General features: G+C 68.8%; 16 protein-coding genes. 7 read left to right on the forward strand and 9 right to left on the reverse strand.

From position 1 onward, the window contains the following. Positions 1 to 9 precede the first annotated feature (9 nt). Entirely contained in the window at positions 10 to 3,909 is a 3,900-nt protein-coding gene (locus ACFZDA_RS20800; RefSeq protein ID WP_391083397.1) for a DNA-directed RNA polymerase subunit beta', read from the forward strand. A 55-nt stretch (positions 3,910 to 3,964) separates the two neighbouring features. On the opposite strand, the gene ACFZDA_RS20805 is transcribed toward ACFZDA_RS20800, so the two are convergent. From ACFZDA_RS20805 to ACFZDA_RS20830, 6 genes are all read right to left on the reverse strand, one after another. Then, positions 3,965 to 4,924: a M48 family metalloprotease gene (locus tag ACFZDA_RS20805; RefSeq protein WP_391083399.1), complete on the reverse strand. Its 960-nt coding sequence runs from the start codon at positions 4,922 to 4,924 to the stop codon at positions 3,965 to 3,967. 43 nt (positions 4,925 to 4,967) lie between these two features. Continuing rightward, a complete protein-coding gene (locus ACFZDA_RS20810; RefSeq protein WP_391083402.1) occupies positions 4,968 to 5,474 on the reverse strand; it encodes a Pycsar system effector family protein in 507 nt (168 codons plus the stop codon). Next, a complete protein-coding gene (locus tag ACFZDA_RS20815; protein WP_391083405.1) occupies positions 5,471 to 6,442 on the reverse strand; it encodes a hypothetical protein in 972 nt (323 codons plus the stop codon). The genes ACFZDA_RS20810 and ACFZDA_RS20815 overlap by 4 nt, the downstream gene beginning before the upstream one ends. A gap of 20 nt (positions 6,443 to 6,462) precedes the next feature. Beyond that, entirely contained in the window at positions 6,463 to 8,574 is a 2,112-nt protein-coding gene (locus tag ACFZDA_RS20820; RefSeq protein WP_391083408.1) for a hypothetical protein, read from the reverse strand. Beyond that, positions 8,571 to 9,314 (reverse strand): hypothetical protein, encoded by a 744-nt coding sequence (locus ACFZDA_RS20825; protein WP_391083411.1) that lies wholly within the window; start codon positions 9,312 to 9,314, stop codon positions 8,571 to 8,573. Before ACFZDA_RS20825 ends, ACFZDA_RS20820 begins: the two co-directional genes overlap by 4 nt. Positions 9,315 to 9,441: 127 nt before the next feature. After that, positions 9,442 to 10,146: a cyclic nucleotide-binding domain-containing protein gene (locus ACFZDA_RS20830; RefSeq protein WP_391083414.1), complete on the reverse strand. Its 705-nt coding sequence runs from the start codon at positions 10,144 to 10,146 to the stop codon at positions 9,442 to 9,444. Between the two features lie 161 nt (positions 10,147 to 10,307). On the opposite strand from ACFZDA_RS20830, the gene ACFZDA_RS20835 reads away from it, so the two are divergent. From ACFZDA_RS20835 to tuf, 5 genes are all read left to right on the forward strand, one after another. Then, positions 10,308 to 10,862: a DUF1707 domain-containing protein gene (locus tag ACFZDA_RS20835; RefSeq protein WP_391083417.1), complete on the forward strand. Its 555-nt coding sequence runs from the start codon at positions 10,308 to 10,310 to the stop codon at positions 10,860 to 10,862. Between the two features lie 333 nt (positions 10,863 to 11,195). Further along, entirely contained in the window at positions 11,196 to 11,567 is a 372-nt protein-coding gene (gene rpsL, locus ACFZDA_RS20840; protein WP_003948652.1) for a 30S ribosomal protein S12, read from the forward strand. Between the two features lie 2 nt (positions 11,568 to 11,569). Further along, positions 11,570 to 12,040: a 30S ribosomal protein S7 gene (gene rpsG / locus ACFZDA_RS20845; protein ID WP_003998848.1), complete on the forward strand. Its 471-nt coding sequence runs from the start codon at positions 11,570 to 11,572 to the stop codon at positions 12,038 to 12,040. 39 nt (positions 12,041 to 12,079) lie between these two features. Then, a complete protein-coding gene (gene fusA, locus ACFZDA_RS20850; RefSeq protein WP_391083420.1) occupies positions 12,080 to 14,206 on the forward strand; it encodes an elongation factor G in 2,127 nt (708 codons plus the stop codon). Between the two features lie 156 nt (positions 14,207 to 14,362). Continuing rightward, positions 14,363 to 15,556, forward strand: a complete 1,194-nt coding sequence (gene tuf, locus ACFZDA_RS20855) for an elongation factor Tu (protein WP_020274921.1) — start codon at positions 14,363 to 14,365, stop codon at positions 15,554 to 15,556. A 99-nt stretch (positions 15,557 to 15,655) separates the two neighbouring features. Here tuf and ACFZDA_RS20860 read toward each other — a convergent pair whose 3' ends face one another. From ACFZDA_RS20860 to ACFZDA_RS20870, 3 genes are all read right to left on the reverse strand, one after another. Then, on the reverse strand, positions 15,656 to 16,267 hold the full coding sequence (locus tag ACFZDA_RS20860; protein ID WP_391083424.1) for a Uma2 family endonuclease: 612 nt from the start codon (positions 16,265 to 16,267) through the stop codon (positions 15,656 to 15,658). A 52-nt stretch (positions 16,268 to 16,319) separates the two neighbouring features. Further along, complete coding sequence (locus ACFZDA_RS20865; RefSeq protein WP_391083427.1) at positions 16,320 to 17,174, reverse strand: helix-turn-helix domain-containing protein; 855 nt, start codon at positions 17,172 to 17,174, stop codon at positions 16,320 to 16,322. 199 nt (positions 17,175 to 17,373) lie between these two features. Continuing rightward, complete coding sequence (locus ACFZDA_RS20870; RefSeq protein WP_391083430.1) at positions 17,374 to 17,847, reverse strand: ATP-binding protein; 474 nt, start codon at positions 17,845 to 17,847, stop codon at positions 17,374 to 17,376. Positions 17,848 to 17,999: 152 nt separating this feature from the next. On the opposite strand from ACFZDA_RS20870, the gene ACFZDA_RS20875 reads away from it, so the two are divergent. Further along, positions 18,000 to 18,547: Scr1 family TA system antitoxin-like transcriptional regulator (locus ACFZDA_RS20875; protein ID WP_391083433.1), on the forward strand; the 548-nt coding region annotated here is incomplete at its 3' end.

Here is an 18,547-nt window from a genome sequence, read left to right on the forward strand (position 1 = left end):
TGACGCATAGTGCTCGACGTCAACTTCTTCGACGAGCTCCGGATCGGTCTGGCTACCGCTGACGACATCCGTCAGTGGAGCCACGGCGAGGTCAAGAAGCCCGAGACCATCAACTACCGCACGCTCAAGCCCGAAAAGGACGGACTCTTCTGCGAGAAGATCTTCGGTCCGACCCGGGACTGGGAGTGCTACTGCGGCAAGTACAAGCGTGTCCGCTTCAAGGGCATCATCTGTGAGCGCTGCGGCGTCGAGGTGACGCGCGCCAAGGTGCGCCGTGAGCGGATGGGCCACATCGAGCTCGCCGCGCCCGTGACGCACATCTGGTACTTCAAGGGCGTTCCGTCGCGGCTGGGTTACCTGCTCGACCTCGCCCCGAAGGACCTGGAGAAGGTCATCTACTTCGCGGCGTACATGATCACGTACGTCGACGAGGAGCGCCGCACCCGCGACCTGCCCTCGCTGGAGGCCCACGTCTCCGTCGAGCGCCAGCAGATCGAGCAGCGCCGCGACGCCGACCTGGAGGCCCGCGCCAAGAAGCTCGAGACCGACCTGGCCGAGCTGGAGGCCGAGGGCGCCAAGGCCGACGTGCGCCGCAAGGTGCGCGAGGGTGCCGAGCGCGAGATGAAGCAGCTGCGTGACCGCGCGCAGCGCGAGATCGACCGTCTCGACGAGGTGTGGAACCGCTTCAAGAACCTCAAGGTCCAGGACCTGGAGGGCGACGAGCTGCTCTACCGCGAGCTGCGCGACCGCTTCGGCACGTACTTCGACGGTTCGATGGGTGCCGCGGCGCTGCAGAAGCGCCTGGAGTCCTTCGACCTCGACGAGGAGGCCGAGCGCCTCCGCGAGATCATCCGCACCGGCAAGGGCCAGAAGAAGACCCGTGCGCTCAAGCGCCTGAAGGTCGTCTCCGCGTTCCTGCAGACGTCCAACAGCCCCAAGGGCATGGTGCTGGACTGCGTCCCGGTCATCCCGCCGGACCTTCGCCCGATGGTGCAGCTGGACGGTGGCCGCTTCGCGACCTCCGACCTGAACGACCTGTACCGCCGTGTGATCAACCGGAACAACCGCCTGAAGCGGCTTCTCGACCTCGGTGCGCCCGAGATCATCGTGAACAACGAGAAGCGCATGCTCCAGGAGGCCGTCGACGCGCTGTTCGACAACGGCCGCCGCGGCCGTCCGGTCACCGGTCCCGGTAACCGCCCGCTGAAGTCCCTCAGCGACATGCTGAAGGGTAAGCAGGGTCGCTTCCGTCAGAACCTGCTCGGTAAGCGTGTGGACTATTCCGCGCGTTCCGTGATCGTCGTCGGTCCGCAGCTGAAGCTGCACCAGTGCGGTCTGCCGAAGGCGATGGCGCTGGAGCTGTTCAAGCCGTTCGTGATGAAGCGCCTGGTCGACCTGAACCACGCGCAGAACATCAAGAGCGCCAAGCGCATGGTCGAGCGCGGCCGCACGGTCGTGTACGACGTGCTGGAAGAGGTCATCGCGGAGCACCCGGTTCTGCTGAACCGTGCGCCCACGCTGCACCGCCTCGGCATCCAGGCCTTCGAGCCGCAGCTGGTCGAGGGCAAGGCCATTCAGATCCACCCGCTCGTCTGCACCGCGTTCAACGCGGACTTCGACGGTGACCAGATGGCCGTGCACCTGCCGCTGTCCGCGGAGGCGCAGGCCGAGGCCCGCATCCTGATGCTGTCCTCGAACAACATCCTCAAGCCGGCCGACGGCCGTCCGGTGACGATGCCGACCCAGGACATGGTCCTCGGTCTGTTCTTCCTCACCACCGACGGCGAGATGCGCGACCTCAAGGGCGAGGGCCGTTCCTTCGCCTCGGTCGCCGAGGCGATCATGGCCTTCGACGCGGGCGAGCTGTCGCTCCAGTCGAGGATCGACGTCCGCTTCCCGGTCGGCACCATCCCGCCGCGTGGCTGGACCCCGCCGGCGCGTGAGGAGGGCGAGCCCGAGTGGCAGCAGGGTGACAGCTTCCGGCTGAACACCACCCTGGGCCGTGCGCTCTTCAACGAACTGCTGCCCGAGGACTACCCGTTCGTCGACTACGAGGTCGGCAAGAAGCAGCTCTCGGAGATCGTCAACGACCTCGCCGAGCGCTACCCGAAGGTCATCGTGGCGGCGACGCTCGACAACCTGAAGGCGTCCGGCTTCTTCTGGGCGACCCGTTCCGGTGTCACCGTGGCCATCTCCGACGTCGTCGTTCCCGAGGCGAAGAAGGAGATCGTCAAGGGCTACGAGGCGCAGGACGAGAAGGTCCAGAAGCAGTACGAGCGCGGTCTGATCACCAAGGACGAGCGCACGCAGGAGCTCATCGCGATCTGGACCAAGGCGACCAACGAGGTCGCCGAGGCGATGAACGACAACTTCCCGAAGACCAACCCGATCTTCATGATGGTGAACTCGGGTGCACGAGGCAACATGATGCAGATGCGTCAGATCGCCGGTATGCGTGGTCTGGTGTCGAACGCGAAGAACGAGACGATCCCGCGTCCGATCAAGGCGTCGTTCCGTGAGGGCCTGTCCGTGCTGGAGTACTTCATCTCCACGCACGGTGCCCGTAAGGGTCTGGCGGACACCGCTCTGCGTACCGCCGACTCGGGTTACCTCACCCGTCGTCTGGTCGACGTCTCCCAGGACGTCATCATCCGCGAGGAGGACTGCGGCACCGAGCGCGGTCTGCGTCTGAAGATCGCGAGCCGGAACGCCGAGGGCACGCTGCTCAAGGCGGAGGACGTCGAGACGTCCGTGTACGCGCGCTGCCTCGCCGAGGACATCGTGGTCGACGGCAAGGTGCTGGCCCCGGCCGGTACCGACCTCGGCGACGTGCTCATCGACGAGCTGGTCCGCCACGGCGTGGAGGAGGTCAAGACCCGCTCGGTCCTGACCTGCGAGTCCGCCGTCGGCACCTGCGCGATGTGCTACGGCCGTTCGCTGGCCACCGGCAAGCTGGTCGACATCGGTGAGGCGGTCGGCATCATCGCCGCCCAGTCCATCGGTGAGCCCGGCACCCAGCTGACGATGCGTACCTTCCACACCGGTGGTGTGGCCGGTGACGACATCACCCAGGGTCTGCCGCGTGTCGTCGAGCTCTTCGAGGCCCGTACCCCGAAGGGTGTCGCCCCGATCTCCGAGGCCTCCGGCCGCATCCGGATCGAGGAGACCGAGAAGACCAAGAAGATCGTCGTCACCCCGGACGACGGCAGCGACGAGACGGCGTACCCGATCTCGAAGCGTGCCCGGCTCCTGGTCAGCGAGGGCGAGCACGTCGAGGTGGGCCAGAAGCTCACCGTGGGTGCCACCAACCCGCACGACGTGCTGCGCATCCTGGGCCAGCGTGCCGTCCAGGTCCACCTGGTCGGCGAGGTCCAGAAGGTCTACAACTCGCAGGGTGTGTCGATCCACGACAAGCACATCGAGATCATCATCCGGCAGATGCTCCGCCGTGTGACGATCATCGAGTCCGGCGACGCCGAGCTGCTGCCCGGCGAGCTGGTCGAGCGCTCGAAGTTCGAGACCGAGAACCGTCGTGTGGTCCAGGAGGGCGGTCACCCGGCCTCCGGTCGTCCGCAGCTCATGGGTATCACCAAGGCCTCGCTGGCCACGGAGTCCTGGCTGTCGGCGGCGTCCTTCCAGGAGACGACGCGAGTCCTCACGGACGCGGCGATCAACGCCAAGTCCGACTCGCTCATCGGCCTCAAGGAGAACGTCATCATCGGTAAGCTCATCCCGGCCGGTACGGGCCTGTCCCGCTACCGCAACATCCGGGTGGAGCCGACCGAGGAGGCCAAGGCCGCGATGTACTCGGCCGTCGGCTACGACGACATCGACTACTCGCCGTTCGGCACGGGCTCCGGCCAGGCCGTGCCGCTGGAGGACTACGACTACGGTCCGTACAACCAGTAAGCGAGTCGCTTGAGCCGAGGGCGGTCATCCTTTGGGGTGACCGCCCTTTGGCGTGTCAGTGACGGTTCTCCACATGGGTCTGTAAGTGGTGGAGCCGGGTGTGGACGTCGGGATGGGAGTCGAGCAGCCGCGCGATCATCCCTCCCTTTGTGAAGGCGGCACCCGGGGCGGCGGCCAGGACGCGACGGCACTCCTCCATGTCGCGCTCCTGGTGCAGTACGGCCATCAGCTGGGGCGCGAAGCCGAGGCCCGCGGCATGCTCGTCGGCCCGGAGCTCTGAGCGCCGGGACACGGCGGCCACCAGATAGGGCGTGGCCAGGGGCAGGAAGATCAGTCCATACGTGGCGGTCGCCAGTGCGGCCACGGCCGCGCCGGACACGCCGATCACCACGGCGGCCGCACCGGTCGGGAGCCGGCCCAACCGGGTGGCCAGCCGCAGCAGCAGACGCCAGGCGAGCCGGGCCGGCAGCGCGTACCAGAAGGACAGCAGGGAGGCCCACGCGTGTCCCCGCGTGTGGTGACCCAGCTCGTGGGCGAGAACGCCGGCGAGTTGCCCGGGCGTCAGCGTCCGCAGTGAGTGACTGGTCACGCCGACGATGTGACCGGCCGCCGCCATGGCATTGACCCCGTCGCTCTCCTCGATCCACAGCTGATAGGCGCCCCCGTCCACTCCGGCCCGGGCGGTCACCTCGCGCCACACGGGCCGCAGCCGCCCGTCCTCCTCCGGAGTGGGGTAGCGCAGTCCGAACAGGCACCGGGCCATGAGCCGCTCACACGGGCGGTGGAAGACCAGGGCTCCGCTCGCGGCCCAGCAGCCGAAGAAAAGCCACCACGGCGGATTGCTCAGACAGGCCAGTGCGTACGACACGACGAAGACGACGGCCAGGCTGGCCGCCAGGTGGGGAAGGTGCAGCGCCAGCGAGCCGAGCGCGGTGAGGTCCGTCCTGCGCTGGCGGGCGGCTATGTGGACGCGGCCGGGGTGTCGGGGGAGGTGGTCGTGGTCCGGTGGGGACATGGTTGTGGGCCTTCCTTCCCGTGCGGGGCACGAAGCGTGGGGGTCAGGCGAGGAGCAAAGAGCCGGGGAACAGAACGGTCGCGCAGCCGAACGCGCTCAGTCCGGTCCGGATCCAGAAGTGCTTGCGGGCGGCGATGCCGCTCGTCTCGGCGAGGGCGAGCAGGACGCCGCGTACGGGGTCGCGGCCCGTTTCGGCGAGAGCCGTGGTGAGCCGGCCGGCTTGTGCGGCGCGTCGTACGTCACCGAAGTAGGTGAGTGGGTGGCCGGGCGTCCAGCGGCTGCTTCGGTAGCGGGGCATGACCGCCAGCAGAAGGGCGAACAGGGCGACGACCAAGGACGTCGCCCCGGCCCACCACAGCAGGGCTGCGAGCGTGGGGAGCTGAGCGGGACTCCAGCCGCGGTCGGTCAGCGGCGCGGCCAGCACGCCCGCCGAGATGCCGAGCGCGCCGACCAGAACGGTGGCCTTCGCATCGGCGCGGGCGATCTCGCTGCGGAGGTCGGCGAGCAGCTGGAGGCCCGCGCGCATCTCGGGGTCGTCCGGCGGGGTCATGTGCCCGGCTCCGAGTCCTCCTCGGGCGGCGTGGACGGGTCCGTGGCCCGCAGGATGGCCTTCATCCGCTCGGCGATGAGCTTGTGCGGCTCGTCGAGGTGGTAGTCCTCCAGACGCTTGTTCTCCAAGGCCTGGTTGATCAGGCTCACTTGGGTGTCCAGCAGCCTGTTCTGACCTGCCTGGAGGTGTTCCAGGACGAGCTGGGTCTCGTCGGGGTGTGCCGCCAGGTGCAGGGCGAGCGCGGCGGTGCCGCCCCTGGCCAGAGTGAGTTCGTAGAACCTGATCTGTTCGGCCCTGCGCTCGGCCTCGTACGACTCGCGGAGCAGGGCCGCCGCGTGCTCCGGTTTCGCGGCCTCCAGTTCGTGCCGGGCGGTGCGCAGGCGGGCCTGGTGAGAGCGCTCCGTCGCGTCGTGGCGCAGGCGTATGGCGCAGGTGACGTGCAGGCCCTGGGCCTGGCCGAGCCAGGTCGCGTCCCGCACCGCCCGCTGCAGGGCCTGCTCCGCGTCAGCCCCGGCCTCGATGGGATGCCGGCGGCCGGCGGCACGCATCAGCGGCAGCAGCTCTCGTGTGAGCAGCCCGGGCACGTCCCGCTCCTGGCTGCGGACGAACAGCGCCGGGTGGGCGACCCGCCAGCCGATGTCGGCGGTGACCTCGAACTCGAAACTGTCGACCAGGCTGGGCACGGGCATGTTCAGCTGGAAGGCGTGCGGGCCCGTATCCACCTCGTACACGGCGACGTAGCGCCGCACGGACGTGGGACGGTCGGGCGGCGGGAAGGTGTCGTACGTCCCCTTCCGTGTCACGCAGACCAGGGCGTGGTCGATGCGCCCGGTGAAACGCCGGCCACCGAGGTGGAAGCGCGGGAGCTGCCAGACGGTGCGGACGGGGTCCGCGTCGGCGTGAGGGGCGGCGGGGGGCTGGGGCTGCTGCTGGAACCAGTCCAGTTGCTCTTGCCCGGGGTGTTCCATGGTCGGCCTCCGAAAGGGGGTCAGTCGAGGGAGAGGCGCTTCAGCAGCCGATCCGCGGCCGGCGAGGAGGCCGCTTTGGAGTCGCGGACCGCGCGCAGCAGATGGCTGACCCTCCGTTGGTTGGTGGGCGTGGTGACGAGGGCGCCGAGCAGCGCCGCGAGGGCCGCTTCGGACTCCGGATCGTCGTCGGCCCTGCGCACCCAGCCGCGCAGGATGCCGAGGGCCTGCGGGTTGTGCGTCCGGTCGGTGAGCAGCGCGTCCCAGAACACGGCCAGGTGCCGGGCGGCCGCCGGGTCCTCGGCCGCTGCGGCTCGGGCGTACCAGTCGAGGACGGGCGGACGGTCGCTGTCGTCGTCCTTCGTCTGCTTGCAGGCATGGAGAAAGGCGAGCAGGGCGTGCGGGCGGACCGCGCGGTCGGTGCGCAGGAGTTCGGTCAGGGTTGCCAGTACGGGGTCCCGTACGGCGAGGAGCAGGAGTTCGAGGGCGTCGGCGAGCTGGCGGGCCTCCTCCGGTACCTCCTCGTTCTCCTGGCTGCTCTCGGCTTCGGCGGACGGGGGCCGGTGCATGGCGTCGACGAGGGCCGCCAGGGTCTCCCTGTGGTGCACCGGCCCCAGTAGGCCGTAGGCGCGGATCGCCGTCCAGCGGCGGCTCTCGGCGTCTCCGGTGCACCAGTCGTGCAGGATCCGGGAGGCGGTCGGCACCTTCAGCAGCTCGGCCATGGTGAGCGCGTTGGCCGCAGTCAGCCAGGCATGCGGCTTACGGCCGTCCGCCCACGGCTCGATGAGGTGGGCCATGGCGGAGGACAGATCGGCGGTGGCGAGCAGCGCCGCCGCCGACGCAGCGCGGGTCCGCACCAGAGGCCGGCGGTCGTCGGCCAGCTTGCGGATCCACTCCGCGAAGGCCGGACGGGCGGACGGGTGGAGGTTCCACACCTCCTCCAGCAGCATCGGAGCCGTCCGTTCGTCCCGGAACCGGGCGCAGAACCTGCCCTCCAGAGGACCCCACTCGGTGACTTCCGCGGTCACGTACCCGTCGGCGTGCGCGAGCCGGAGCCGCTCCTCGCGGGAGCTGCCGAAGACGGGGATGGGCGGTGGCAGCCCGGGCTCCTGGATCTTGTGCAGGCGTACGAAGAGGCCGTCCGCGAGCTCGGCGGTCACCGCGTACGGCGCCTTGTCGAACACCGCCAGAGAGACGAGGAACGCCTTGTCGCGCAGCTCGGGCTTCTCCTGGGTGAGCCAGCGGAACACCCGGGTCGCCACGGCCGTTTCGCCGAAGGAGGCAAGCTCCGGCTCGGCGATCTCGCCGCGATGGTGTGCGACGAGCCGCAGCGCGAACTCCTTGATCTCTCTCGGCCGGTGGGACCGGGTGAGGAACTCCTTCACCGCTGTCAGGCCGCACAGGTCCGGCCAGGCTGACTCACCGGTCGCCGGCGTGACATGGGCGTGCAGCATGTCCTCGGCCGACGGCGGCTCCCACCGTACGGAGCGGATGTCGTCCAGCGCCGCCGAGGGCTCGACGGTGATCACCAGATGGGCTCGGATGCGCTCCAACTGCTCGCAGAGTGCCAGGAGTTGGGCCTCGCGCAGGGGCCGGTTCCGGCTGACGGCCAGATCGCACAGGACGTATCCGGCCGAGGTGTCCAGCTGGTCGGGCAGCGCCGAGAGCGACGCGGGGGGAACGAGGGAGCGCATGCGGTCGACGCCCAGTCGGCGCAGCAGCATCAGCGCGGCGGAGCGGCGGCCCGTCTCGCGTCCGCCGGACAGGATGACCAGCCTGTCGTTCCTCAGCCGTGCGAGCGCCTCGTCGAAGCTGTCGCAGCCCCGGAAGACGTCCGCCAGTTCGTCGATCTCCGACTGGGGGACGGGCCCGGACAGCGTGCGGGGTGTCTCGGCCCCGCCCCCCAAGTGGAAGTGCTGGTCGCCGAAGTGCGTGCCGCCCGTCTGGCCGAACTGGTCGCGGGTGACGAGGGTGGAGACGAAGTCCGGGCCGTGCGCGATCAGGTCCCGGCGGGCGGCCCACGCCTCCTGCCTCGGCTGTTCCCCGGTCGCGTCTTCCTGCTTCTGCTGCTCGCCGTCCTGCGCGGCCTCGTCGGCCGGTTTCGCCGCGCCGGCTGCCGCTTCCTCCTGGCTCATCGGCGCTCGTCCCGGGCCCGGCCGGTGAAGTCGAAGTGCTGGTCGCCGTTGTGGATGCCGCCCGCCTGACCGTACTGGTCGCCGCCGATGCTGACGTCGTTGTGCTGGGAGGCGGGTGCGCCCGGGCCCGAGGCAGCGGCTCCGGCAGCGGCCTCGGGGGAACCCGGCGTGCCCGGCTCCCCATGCACCCAAGCCACCGTGGGCCCCTCCTTCGTCTCCACGGTCACCCGATGGAATTCCTCCGGGCGCACGCCCAGCGGGCCGTGGCGTACTACCCCCTGATAGACGCCTTCCGAGACGCACAGCACGCAGTCGGCCTCGCGCTGCTTCAGGGCGTCGCGCAGCGGGTCGGAGTTCAGAAGACGGACCGCGTGGTTGAGGTCCGAGCCGACCCAGCCGTCGAGTTCGTCGACGGCGACGTAGCCGGAGGAGAGGACGATGCGCAGGCGCATGCGGGCGCTGGTCGCGAGGAGGCGGTTCTTGTTGTGAAGGAGGGCGGGCGTCTCGGTCAGGAGGGTCTTGATCAGGGCCGGTACGGGGACCGCGGTGTCGATGAGCTCCATGACCGAGTCGCCGCGGTCGGCGCGCATGCGGGCCGTCTCGTCGACGGCGGCGTCGAGCAGGGTCGCGTCGACGACGTCGTAGAGGACCCGGCGCAGGAACGCCTGTTCCACGTCGTCGCGGGAGCCGTACTGCTCGATGTCGAAGAGGAGGATCGTGCGGTACACGGGGTCGGTCATGGCTGCCTCTCTGGCGTCGGTGTCCGTCCACCAGCACGATGGCGGGCCGCGGGCGAGCGTCAGAGGACCGATGACATGGAGGGAGTGTGACCGTGTGCACAGACCGGGGGCGGGGGATGTGCGTAGGTCAGGCCGGGCTCTCGCCGGCTATGCGGCGCAGGACGTCGGGGCGGAGTACGACGATGCGGCGGCGCCGGGTGGCGACGACCTGCCGGTCCCGCAGCTCCTTGAGGAGCCGGGCCACCGCCTCGCGCGAGGAGCCGACCGAGCCGGCGAACTCCTGCTGGCTGAGTCCGATGGTGAGTTCGATGCCCTCGTCCGTCCGGTTGCCGTGGGTGCGCAGCAGTTCGAGGAGCAGTACGGCCAGCCGCTCCCGGACGGTGAGGGCCGCCCACTCCAGCCGCCGGCGGTCGGTCGAGCGCTGCCGGTCCGTGGACAGACTCAGCAGCTTCAATGCCACCGGAGGGTGATCCGAGACGAAGACGGTGAAACGGGCCTGGTCGATGACGACCGCCTCGACCGGTTCCAGAGCCGTCACGGTCGCCGCGCGGTGGCGGCCGGTCAGCGCCGCTCCCTCACCGATGATGTCGCCGGGACCGCGCAGGGCGAGCAGGGCCTCGTAGCCGTTGGCCGCGATCGCCGTGACCTTGGTCCAGCCGTGCAGCAACAGCAGAACGTGGGACGAGGGCTCGTCCTGGTGCAGGATGACGCCGCGGGCGGGGTAGCGCAGGGGGCGGCCGATGGCGAGCAGGGCGGCGCGGTCCTCCTTCTCCAGCCGGGCGAGGAACGGGACGCCGTCGTCGTCCCACGCTCGTGCCTGCCCCCCGGTCATCCCGCCGACCCCCGCGTTCACCTTTGCCGACGCCTGTCGCGTACAGGCAGTCAACGTACTTGAGATGACCATGGAAGGAACGAGCGACAATCAGCCGCCTGGCCGGTGACAGTCCCCCGGCCGCGGACGCACCGGTGCCGGATGCCGCGCTTCGGCGCATCATGGAAGGACTCCGGCTTCCGGGGAGGTTCTTCGTGTCGCAGCCGCCCTATCCCTCCTGGCATCCCTGGCAGGGGCCCGGTGCCCCGTCGATGCTCGCGTCGCATGCCGATCGGGAGCGGGCCGTGGACGTGCTCAGAGCCGGGTACGGCGAGGGGCGGATGGAGCACGACGAGTTCGAGAAGCGGGTGGCGCGGGCGTACGCGGCGCGGACGGTGGGGGAGCTGGCGGTGCTCGTCGCGGATCTGCCGCAGGGGCCCCTGCCGCAGCCCGCCGGGGTCCTGCCGGTGCCGCGGACGTTCCTGCCCGTGCCGCGGCCGCATACGAACGGGAAGGCGGTGGCGGCCGGCGTGTGCGGGCTGCTGTGCGTGCCGACCATGGGGCTGACCGGGATTCCGGCCGTGGTGCTGGGGCATGTGGCGCGGGCCGAGATCCGCAGCCGGGGGGAGCTGGGGGACGGGCTCGCCCTGACCGGTCTCGTGCTCGGATGGTTGTCCACGGCAGGCTGGGCACTCGTCCTGGTGTTGCTGACGGTGGTGTCCATCGCGGCCGGGTGACGCACACAGAAACATGGGTAAATCGGACAGGCCGTCATCGAAATGAAGATCGGGAACGGCCGTGGGGCTTGACATGCCCCGCAGGGTGATGCGGCCGGCGCCCAATTGTTTTGACCGCAGCGAATGCGGTAGGTACGCTCAGACCTTGTGCCTGGGGTGTGCCCTGGCTCTCGTGCGTGCCATCACCCGCACTGCGAGCTGACACCGGCCACCGCAATCTGCGCTTAATTCTGCCTGGCGGCGGGAGTCCGCGGGATTCGACACACCCGACCGCGTGGGTCGGCGACGTTCCAGGTTAGCTTCACCATTCGGCACACAGAAACCGGAGAAGTAGTGCCTACGATCCAGCAGCTGGTCCGCAAGGGCCGGCAGGACAAGGTCGAGAAGAACAAGACGCCCGCACTCGAGGGTTCGCCCCAGCGTCGTGGCGTCTGCACGCGTGTGTTCACGACCACCCCGAAGAAGCCGAACTCGGCCCTGCGTAAGGTCGCGCGTGTGCGTCTGACCAGCGGGATCGAGGTCACCGCTTACATTCCGGGTGAGGGACACAACCTGCAGGAGCACTCCATCGTGCTCGTGCGCGGCGGCCGTGTGAAGGACCTGCCGGGTGTTCGCTACAAGATCATCCGCGGCTCGCTCGACACTCAGGGTGTCAAGAACCGCAAGCAGGCCCGCAGCCGCTACGGCGCCAAGAAGGAGAAGTAAGAATGCCTCGTAAGGGCCCCGCCCCGAAGCGCCCGGTCATCATCGACCCGGTCTACGGCTCTCCTCTGGTGACCTCCCTGATCAACAAGGTGCTGCTGAACGGCAAGCGCTCCACCGCCGAGCGCATCGTCTACGGCGCCATGGAGGGCCTGCGCGAGAAGACCGGCAACGACCCGGTCATCACGCTGAAGCGCGCTCTCGAGAACATCAAGCCGACCCTCGAGGTCAAGTCCCGCCGTGTCGGTGGTGCCACCTACCAGGTCCCGGTCGAGGTCAAGCCCGGCCGTGCCAACACCCTGGCGCTGCGCTGGCTCGTCGGTTACTCCCGCGCCCGTCGCGAGAAGACCATGACCGAGCGTCTGCTCAACGAGCTCCTCGATGCCAGCAACGGCCTGGGTGCCGCTGTGAAGAAGCGCGAGGACACGCACAAGATGGCCGAGTCCAACAAGGCCTTCGCGCACTACCGCTGGTAGTCGCAGACCCCATCGAGACCGAGAGAAGACTGAAGCCTTATGGCTACCACTTCGCTTGACCTGGCCAGGGTCCGCAACATCGGGATCATGGCCCACATCGACGCGGGCAAGACGACCACCACCGAGCGGATCCTGTTCTACACCGGCGTTTCGTACAAGATCGGTGAGGTCCACGACGGCGCCGCCACCATGGACTGGATGGAGCAGGAGCAGGAGCGTGGCATCACGATCACCTCTGCTGCCACCACCTGTCACTGGCCGCTCGAGGGCAACGACTACACCATCAACATCATCGACACCCCGGGTCACGTCGACTTCACCGTCGAGGTGGAGCGCTCCCTGCGCGTGCTCGACGGTGCCGTGACGGTGTTCGACGGTGTCGCCGGCGTTGAGCCCCAGTCCGAGACCGTGTGGCGTCAGGCGGACCGCTACGGCGTTCCGCGTATCTGCTTCGTCAACAAGCTCGACCGCACCGGCGCGGAGTTCCACCGCTGCGTCGACATGATCAGCGACCGCCTGGGCGCGCAGCCGCTGGTCATGCAGCTGCCGATCGGTGCCGAGGCGGACTTCAAGGGCGTCATCGACCTCGTGACGATGAAGGCCCTGGTCTGGTCGGCCGAGGCGACCAAGGGCGAGATGTACGACACCGTCGACATCCCGGACACCCACGTCGAGGCCGCCGAGGAGTACCGCGGCAAGCTGCTCGAAGCCGTCGCCGAGAACGACGACGAGCTGATGGAGCTGTACCTGGAGGGCACCGAGCCCACCGTGGAGCAGCTCTACGCCGCGATCCGTCGCATCACCATCGCGTCCGGCAAGGGCGGCGGCACCACCGTCACCCCCGTGTTCTGCGGTACCGCGTTCAAGAACAAGGGCGTTCAGCCCCTGCTCGACGCGGTCGTGCGCTACCTGCCCACCCCGCTCGACGTCGAGGCCATCGAGGGCCACGACGTCAAGGACCCGGAGCAGGTCATCGCGCGCAAGCCGTCGGACGAGGAGCCCCTCGCCGCACTCGCGTTCAAGATCATGAGCGACCCGCACCTCGGCAAGCTCACCTTCGTCCGCGTGTACTCCGGCCGCCTGCACTCCGGCACCGCCGTGCTGAACTCGGTCAAGGGCCGCAAGGAGCGCATCGGCAAGATCTACCGCATGCACGCCAACAAGCGTGAGGAGATCGAGTCGGTGGGCGCCGGCGACATCGTCGCCGTCATGGGCCTGAAGCAGACCACCACCGGTGAGACGCTGGCGGACGAGAAGAACCCGGTGATCCTGGAGTCCATGGACTTCCCGGCGCCGGTCATCGAGGTCGCCATCGAGCCCAAGTCGAAGGGCGACCAGGAGAAGCTCGGCGTCGCGATCCAGCGCCTGGCCGAGGAGGACCCCTCCTTCCAGGTGCACACCAACGAGGAGACCGGCCAGACCGTCATCGGCGGTATGGGCGAGCTTCACCTCGAGGTGCTCGTGGACCGCATGAAGCGCGAGTTCAAGGTCGAGGCCAACGTCGGCAAGCCGCAGGTCGCGTACCGTGAGACGATCCGCAAGGCCGTCGAGAAGGTCGAGTTCACCCACAAGAAGCAGACGGGTGGTACCGGCCAGTTCGCTCGCGTGATCATCGCGATCGAGCCGATCGAGGGCGGCGACGCCAGTTACGAGTTCGTCAACAAGGTCACCGGTGGCCGTGTGCCGAAGGAGTACATCCCTTCGGTGGACGCCGGTGCGCAGGAGGCCATGCAGTTCGGCATCCTCGCCGGTTACGAGATGACCGGTGTGCGCGTGACGCTGCTCGACGGTGCCTACCACGAGGTCGACTCCTCCGAGCTCGCGTTCAAGATCGCCGGTTCGCAGGCCTTCAAGGAGGCCGCGCGCAAGGCCAGCCCCGTACTGCTCGAGCCGATGATGGCCGTCGAGGTCACCACGCCCGAGGACTACATGGGTGAGGTCGTCGGTGACATCAACTCCCGCCGTGGCCAGATCCAGGCCATGGAGGAGCGGGCCGGTGCCCGCGTCGTGAAGGGCCTCGTGCCCCTTTCGGAGATGTTCGGCTACGTCGGCGACCTGCGCAGCAAGACGTCCGGCCGTGCCAGCTACTCCATGCAGTTCGACTCCTACGCCGAGGTTCCGCGGAACGTCGCCGAGGAGATCATCGCGAAGGCCAAGGGCGAGTAACGCACCGCGTCTGCACGCCGTAGGCTTGACTCCGGAGCCTTGAGGGGCATTCCGCCGCAATCATGGTGAGAGTGCCCCGGGGCCCGGGCTTTCCAGCAAAGATCACCTGGCGCCGATGAGTAAGGCGTACCAGAACCACTCCACAGGAGGACCCCAGTGGCGAAGGCGAAGTTCGAGCGGACTAAGCCGCACGTCAACATCGGCACCATCGGTCACATCGACCACGGTAAGACGACCCTCACGGCCGCCATTACCAAGGTGCTGCACGACGCGTACCCGGACCTGAACGAGGCCTCGGCCTTCGACCAGATCGACAAGGCTCCTGAGGAGCGCCAGCGCGGTATCACCATCTCCATCGCGCACGTCGAGTACCAGACCGAGACGCGTCACTACGCCCACGTCGACTGCCCCGGTCACGCGGACTACATCAAGAACATGATCACGGGTGCGGCGCAGATGGACGGCGCCATCCTCGTGGTCGCCGCCACCGACGGCCCGATGCCGCAGACCAAGGAGCACGTGCTCCTGGCCCGCCAGGTCGGCGTTCCGTACATCGTCGTCGCCCTGAACAAGGCCGACATGGTGGACGACGAGGAGATCCTGGAGCTCGTCGAGCTCGAGGTCCGTGAGCTCCTCACCGAGTACGAGTTCCCGGGCGACGACGTTCCCGTCGTCAAGGTCTCCGCTCTGAAGGCCCTTGAGGGCGACAAGGAGTGGGGCAACTCGGTTCTCGAGCTCATGAACGCCGTCGACACGGCGATCCCGGAGCCCGAGCGCGACGTCGACAAGCCGTTCCTCATGCCGATCGAGGACGTCTTCACGATCACCGGTCGCGGTACGGTCGTCACCGGCCGTATCGAGCGTGGTGTCCTGAAGGTCAACGAGACCGTGGACATCATCGGCATCAAGCAGGAGAAGACCACCACCACGGTCACCGGCATCGAGATGTTCCGGAAGCTCCTCGACGAGGGCCAGGCCGGTGAGAACGTCGGTCTGCTCCTGCGTGGCATCAAGCGCGAGGACGTCGAGCGCGGCCAGGTCATCATCAAGCCGGGCTCGGTCACCCCGCACACCGAGTTCGAGGCGCAGGCCTACATCCTGTCCAAGGACGAGGGTGGCCGCCACACGCCGTTCTTCAACAACTACCGCCCGCAGTTCTACTTCCGTACGACGGACGTGACCGGCGTGGTGACCCTCCCCGAGGGCACCGAGATGGTCATGCCGGGTGACAACACCGAGATGAAGGTGGAGCTCATCCAGCCCGTCGCCATGGAGGAGGGCCTGAAGTTCGCCATCCGTGAGGGTGGCCGGACCGTGGGCGCCGGCCAGGTCACCAAGATCAACAAGTGAGTCTTCGGACTGGCTTGAGGGTCTGCTGACCTGAGTGGCTCGGAGGGGCCCGTACGACTTCGGTCGTGCGGGCCCCTTTGCTGTGCCCGCGGTGCCGGATCACTCCTGTGGGGCGTCGCTGTCCCGGTACAAGGGCAGGCCCTCCGTCGCGATCGTCCAGTCGGCGATGGTCACGTCTTCGCCGTAGACGAAGTCTTTGCGGGTCGCGTAGCGCGGGCCGTGCGGTGTGGGGTGGATGTCGGTGAGGACGGCGCCCGTGCCGGTGCGGGGGTCGAAGACGGCGTAGACGGGGATACCGATGAGGGGGTAGTCGCGCATCTTGGTGACGAGGTCGTTGTCCGGGTTGGAGCGGGAGACGACCTCGATGGCGGCGACGAGCGACCGGGGGTCGAACGAGCCCTCTCCTTCCATCTCCGACTCGGCGATCACCATGACGTCCGGCCGGCGCATGATGCCCTGGGGTTCGTCCTCCACGTCGGGCTCACCCGTGTGCGCCACGATCTCGTCCGGCATCACCTTTTCCAGGCGCTTGCGGACGCGCAGCACGGTGAGCTCGTGCGGCTTCATGGGCGCCATCATGTCGAGGACGATCCCTTCCTTGGTGATCTCGAACTTGCCGGGGAGGTCGTCGTCCGCGGACTGAACGAAGTCGCGCATGGCCCGGTACAGGTGGGAGGTGCCCTGCCGCGGGTTGTCCGGGGCGATGGTCATGGCGCTCGCTCCTCGTCGTCTGTGCCCAGGGGCAAGGATCGTTGCCTTCATGCTAGGCGGCCTCCAGGAGACGTGATCGGCAATCGCGGCAGTGGCCGGGAGCCGGTGCGCGGAAGGCGCGGTCGCAGCCGTCGCAGGTCTGGAATCGGTGGGGGACGGCCGGCGGGGGAGTAGGGGCACCGAACGGGGGCGGGGGTGGCAGCTGGGCCGTGAGGCGGTGGGCCAGGAGGGCGGCCGGGCGGCGGAGGGATTCGGGCGGGAGGTCGGTCGTCAGGGCGTGGCGTACGGCGGTGGGGGAGACGTCGCGTTCCAACCAGGCGGCGACACCGGGGGCGAGGTGGGCGACGTCGCGGGTGGAGAGGAGGAGGCGGCTGTCCTCGCGGTGGAGGCCTGCGAGGAGGTCCGTGGCCTGTTGGAGGAGGGCGGGTGCGGGGTAGGCCGGGTGCGGTACGGCCGGGAGGAGCTTGCTGCCGGGCGTCCTCGTCCGCTTCCTCGGGGCTGGGCGAGGGGCGTCCGTACGGCTGTGACCTGGCTGGTTGCAGGAGATCGTGCGGGTGATGATCCGGCCGCCGGGGACGCGTTCGCGCACGCGCCGCAGATAGCCGTGGGCCTCCAGCTCGCGCAGGGCGGCGGCGATACGGGTCGTGCCCTCCGGGAAGCGGGCGGCGAGGGTCTTGATGTCGACTCGGGCGCCCGCCGGGAGCGACTGGATGTGCGTGCCCAGCCCGATCGCGAGCAGTGACAGCTCCGCGTGCTGGGCGAGATGGTTGCCGATCACCGTGAAGCGGGCGGTGTGGCGGGTGTTGTCGTGAACCAGGCCGGCGTGGGGGTGCCGCCGGTTCGGGTGCTTCTTCCCCGTTACGGGGGTGTGGGCGTGCGGGGGCACGTTAGGGTTCTGGGTATCCATCAGGAAGTTGGAGCCTTCCTCGGTGGTCAGGCCCTCGCACTGGGATTGCCGTCCCGGCGAGGGCCGTCGCATGTCTGCGGTTGTTGCGCTGAGCGTAGGGCAGGCAAGGGCTCCCGGATCCAGCTGAGTTGGCGATGTTCACTCGCGTGAGTGAGGCGGCTCGGCGGGCGGGAGGCGGGTGGGGCTTGGTGGGGTTCTTTCACCCATGTGGTTCTTGGGGAAGACAGCCTGCGCCGCCGGAGTATGGGTTTTCGGGCTCCGGCGCGAGGTCGAGTTCGGCCCAGACGGTCTTGCGCGGCGGGAGTCCCGGGGTGACACCCCAGCGGTCGGCGAGTGCGTCGACGAGGAGCAGGCCGCGGCCGGACTCGGTCTCCGGGCTGGGCAGTTGGGGTGTCGGCAGTCGGTCGCCGCGGGTGTCCGTGACCTCAATACGGAGGGTGTCGGCCACGATGTAGAGGAGCAGGCGGAAGTCGCGGCCGGGGATGCGGCCGTGGGTTGCCGCGTTGGTCGCCAGCTCCGCGACGATCTGCCCCGCCGGGTCCAGCGGCAGTCCCCAGGAGCGGAGTTGCTCGGTGGCGAGGAGGCGCGCGAGACGGGCTCCGCGTGGGGTGGGGGACAGCTGGAGGCTGAAGTTGCGGATGGGGGTGGCGAGTTCGGGGGATTTCTGCGTCACGTCACTCAGCGTGGCGGTCAGTGCTTACTGTGAACAGTGACTCAGCGGGTGCGTACGGTAACTGTCCGGAGCTTGTCCGGTCGTGTCCGGGCTGTCGGTGCCGGGCGTACGGGTAGGGCGCTGGGCACGGTCGTACGACGGAAGGGTGCGGGATGACGGCGGTCGAAGCGGACGCGGGTCGGCTCAAGGGCGAGGCTGACGAGCCGGGTTGGGAGGTGGACCCGGACGACGAGTGGGGTGTCGCCGTCATCGCGACCGTCGGGCGGCAGCTGAAGCTGCGGCGGGAGGCGGCGGGGATGCGGGCCGCCGAGTTCGGGACGGCGGTGGGGTACGGCGAGGACATGGTCTACAAGATCGAGGGCGGGAAGCGGATTCCTCGCCAGGACTATCTCGTCAGGGCGGATGAGGTGCTGGGGGCGGGTGGGCTGATTGCGGCGACGTGGGAGGACGTGAAAAGGGTCCGGTATCCCAAGAAGGTGCGGGAGCTGGCCAAGTTGGAGGGGCAGGCGGTTGAGATCGGGGTGTACGAAAGCATCAGCATCAACGGGCTGTTGCAGACCCCGGATCACGCGCGAGCCCTGTTCGAGTCCTGGCAGCCTGCGTACTCGCCGGACGAGGTGGAGCGTCTGGTAGCTGCGCGTACGGCCCGGAAGTCCGTGTTCGAGCGGTCGCCGGCGCCGTCGCTCAGCTTCGTCCAGGA

Origin of the sequence: Streptomyces sp. NPDC007991, assembly GCF_042958445.1 — a bacterium.
Taxonomy (GTDB): Bacteria; Actinomycetota; Actinomycetes; order Streptomycetales; family Streptomycetaceae; genus Streptomyces.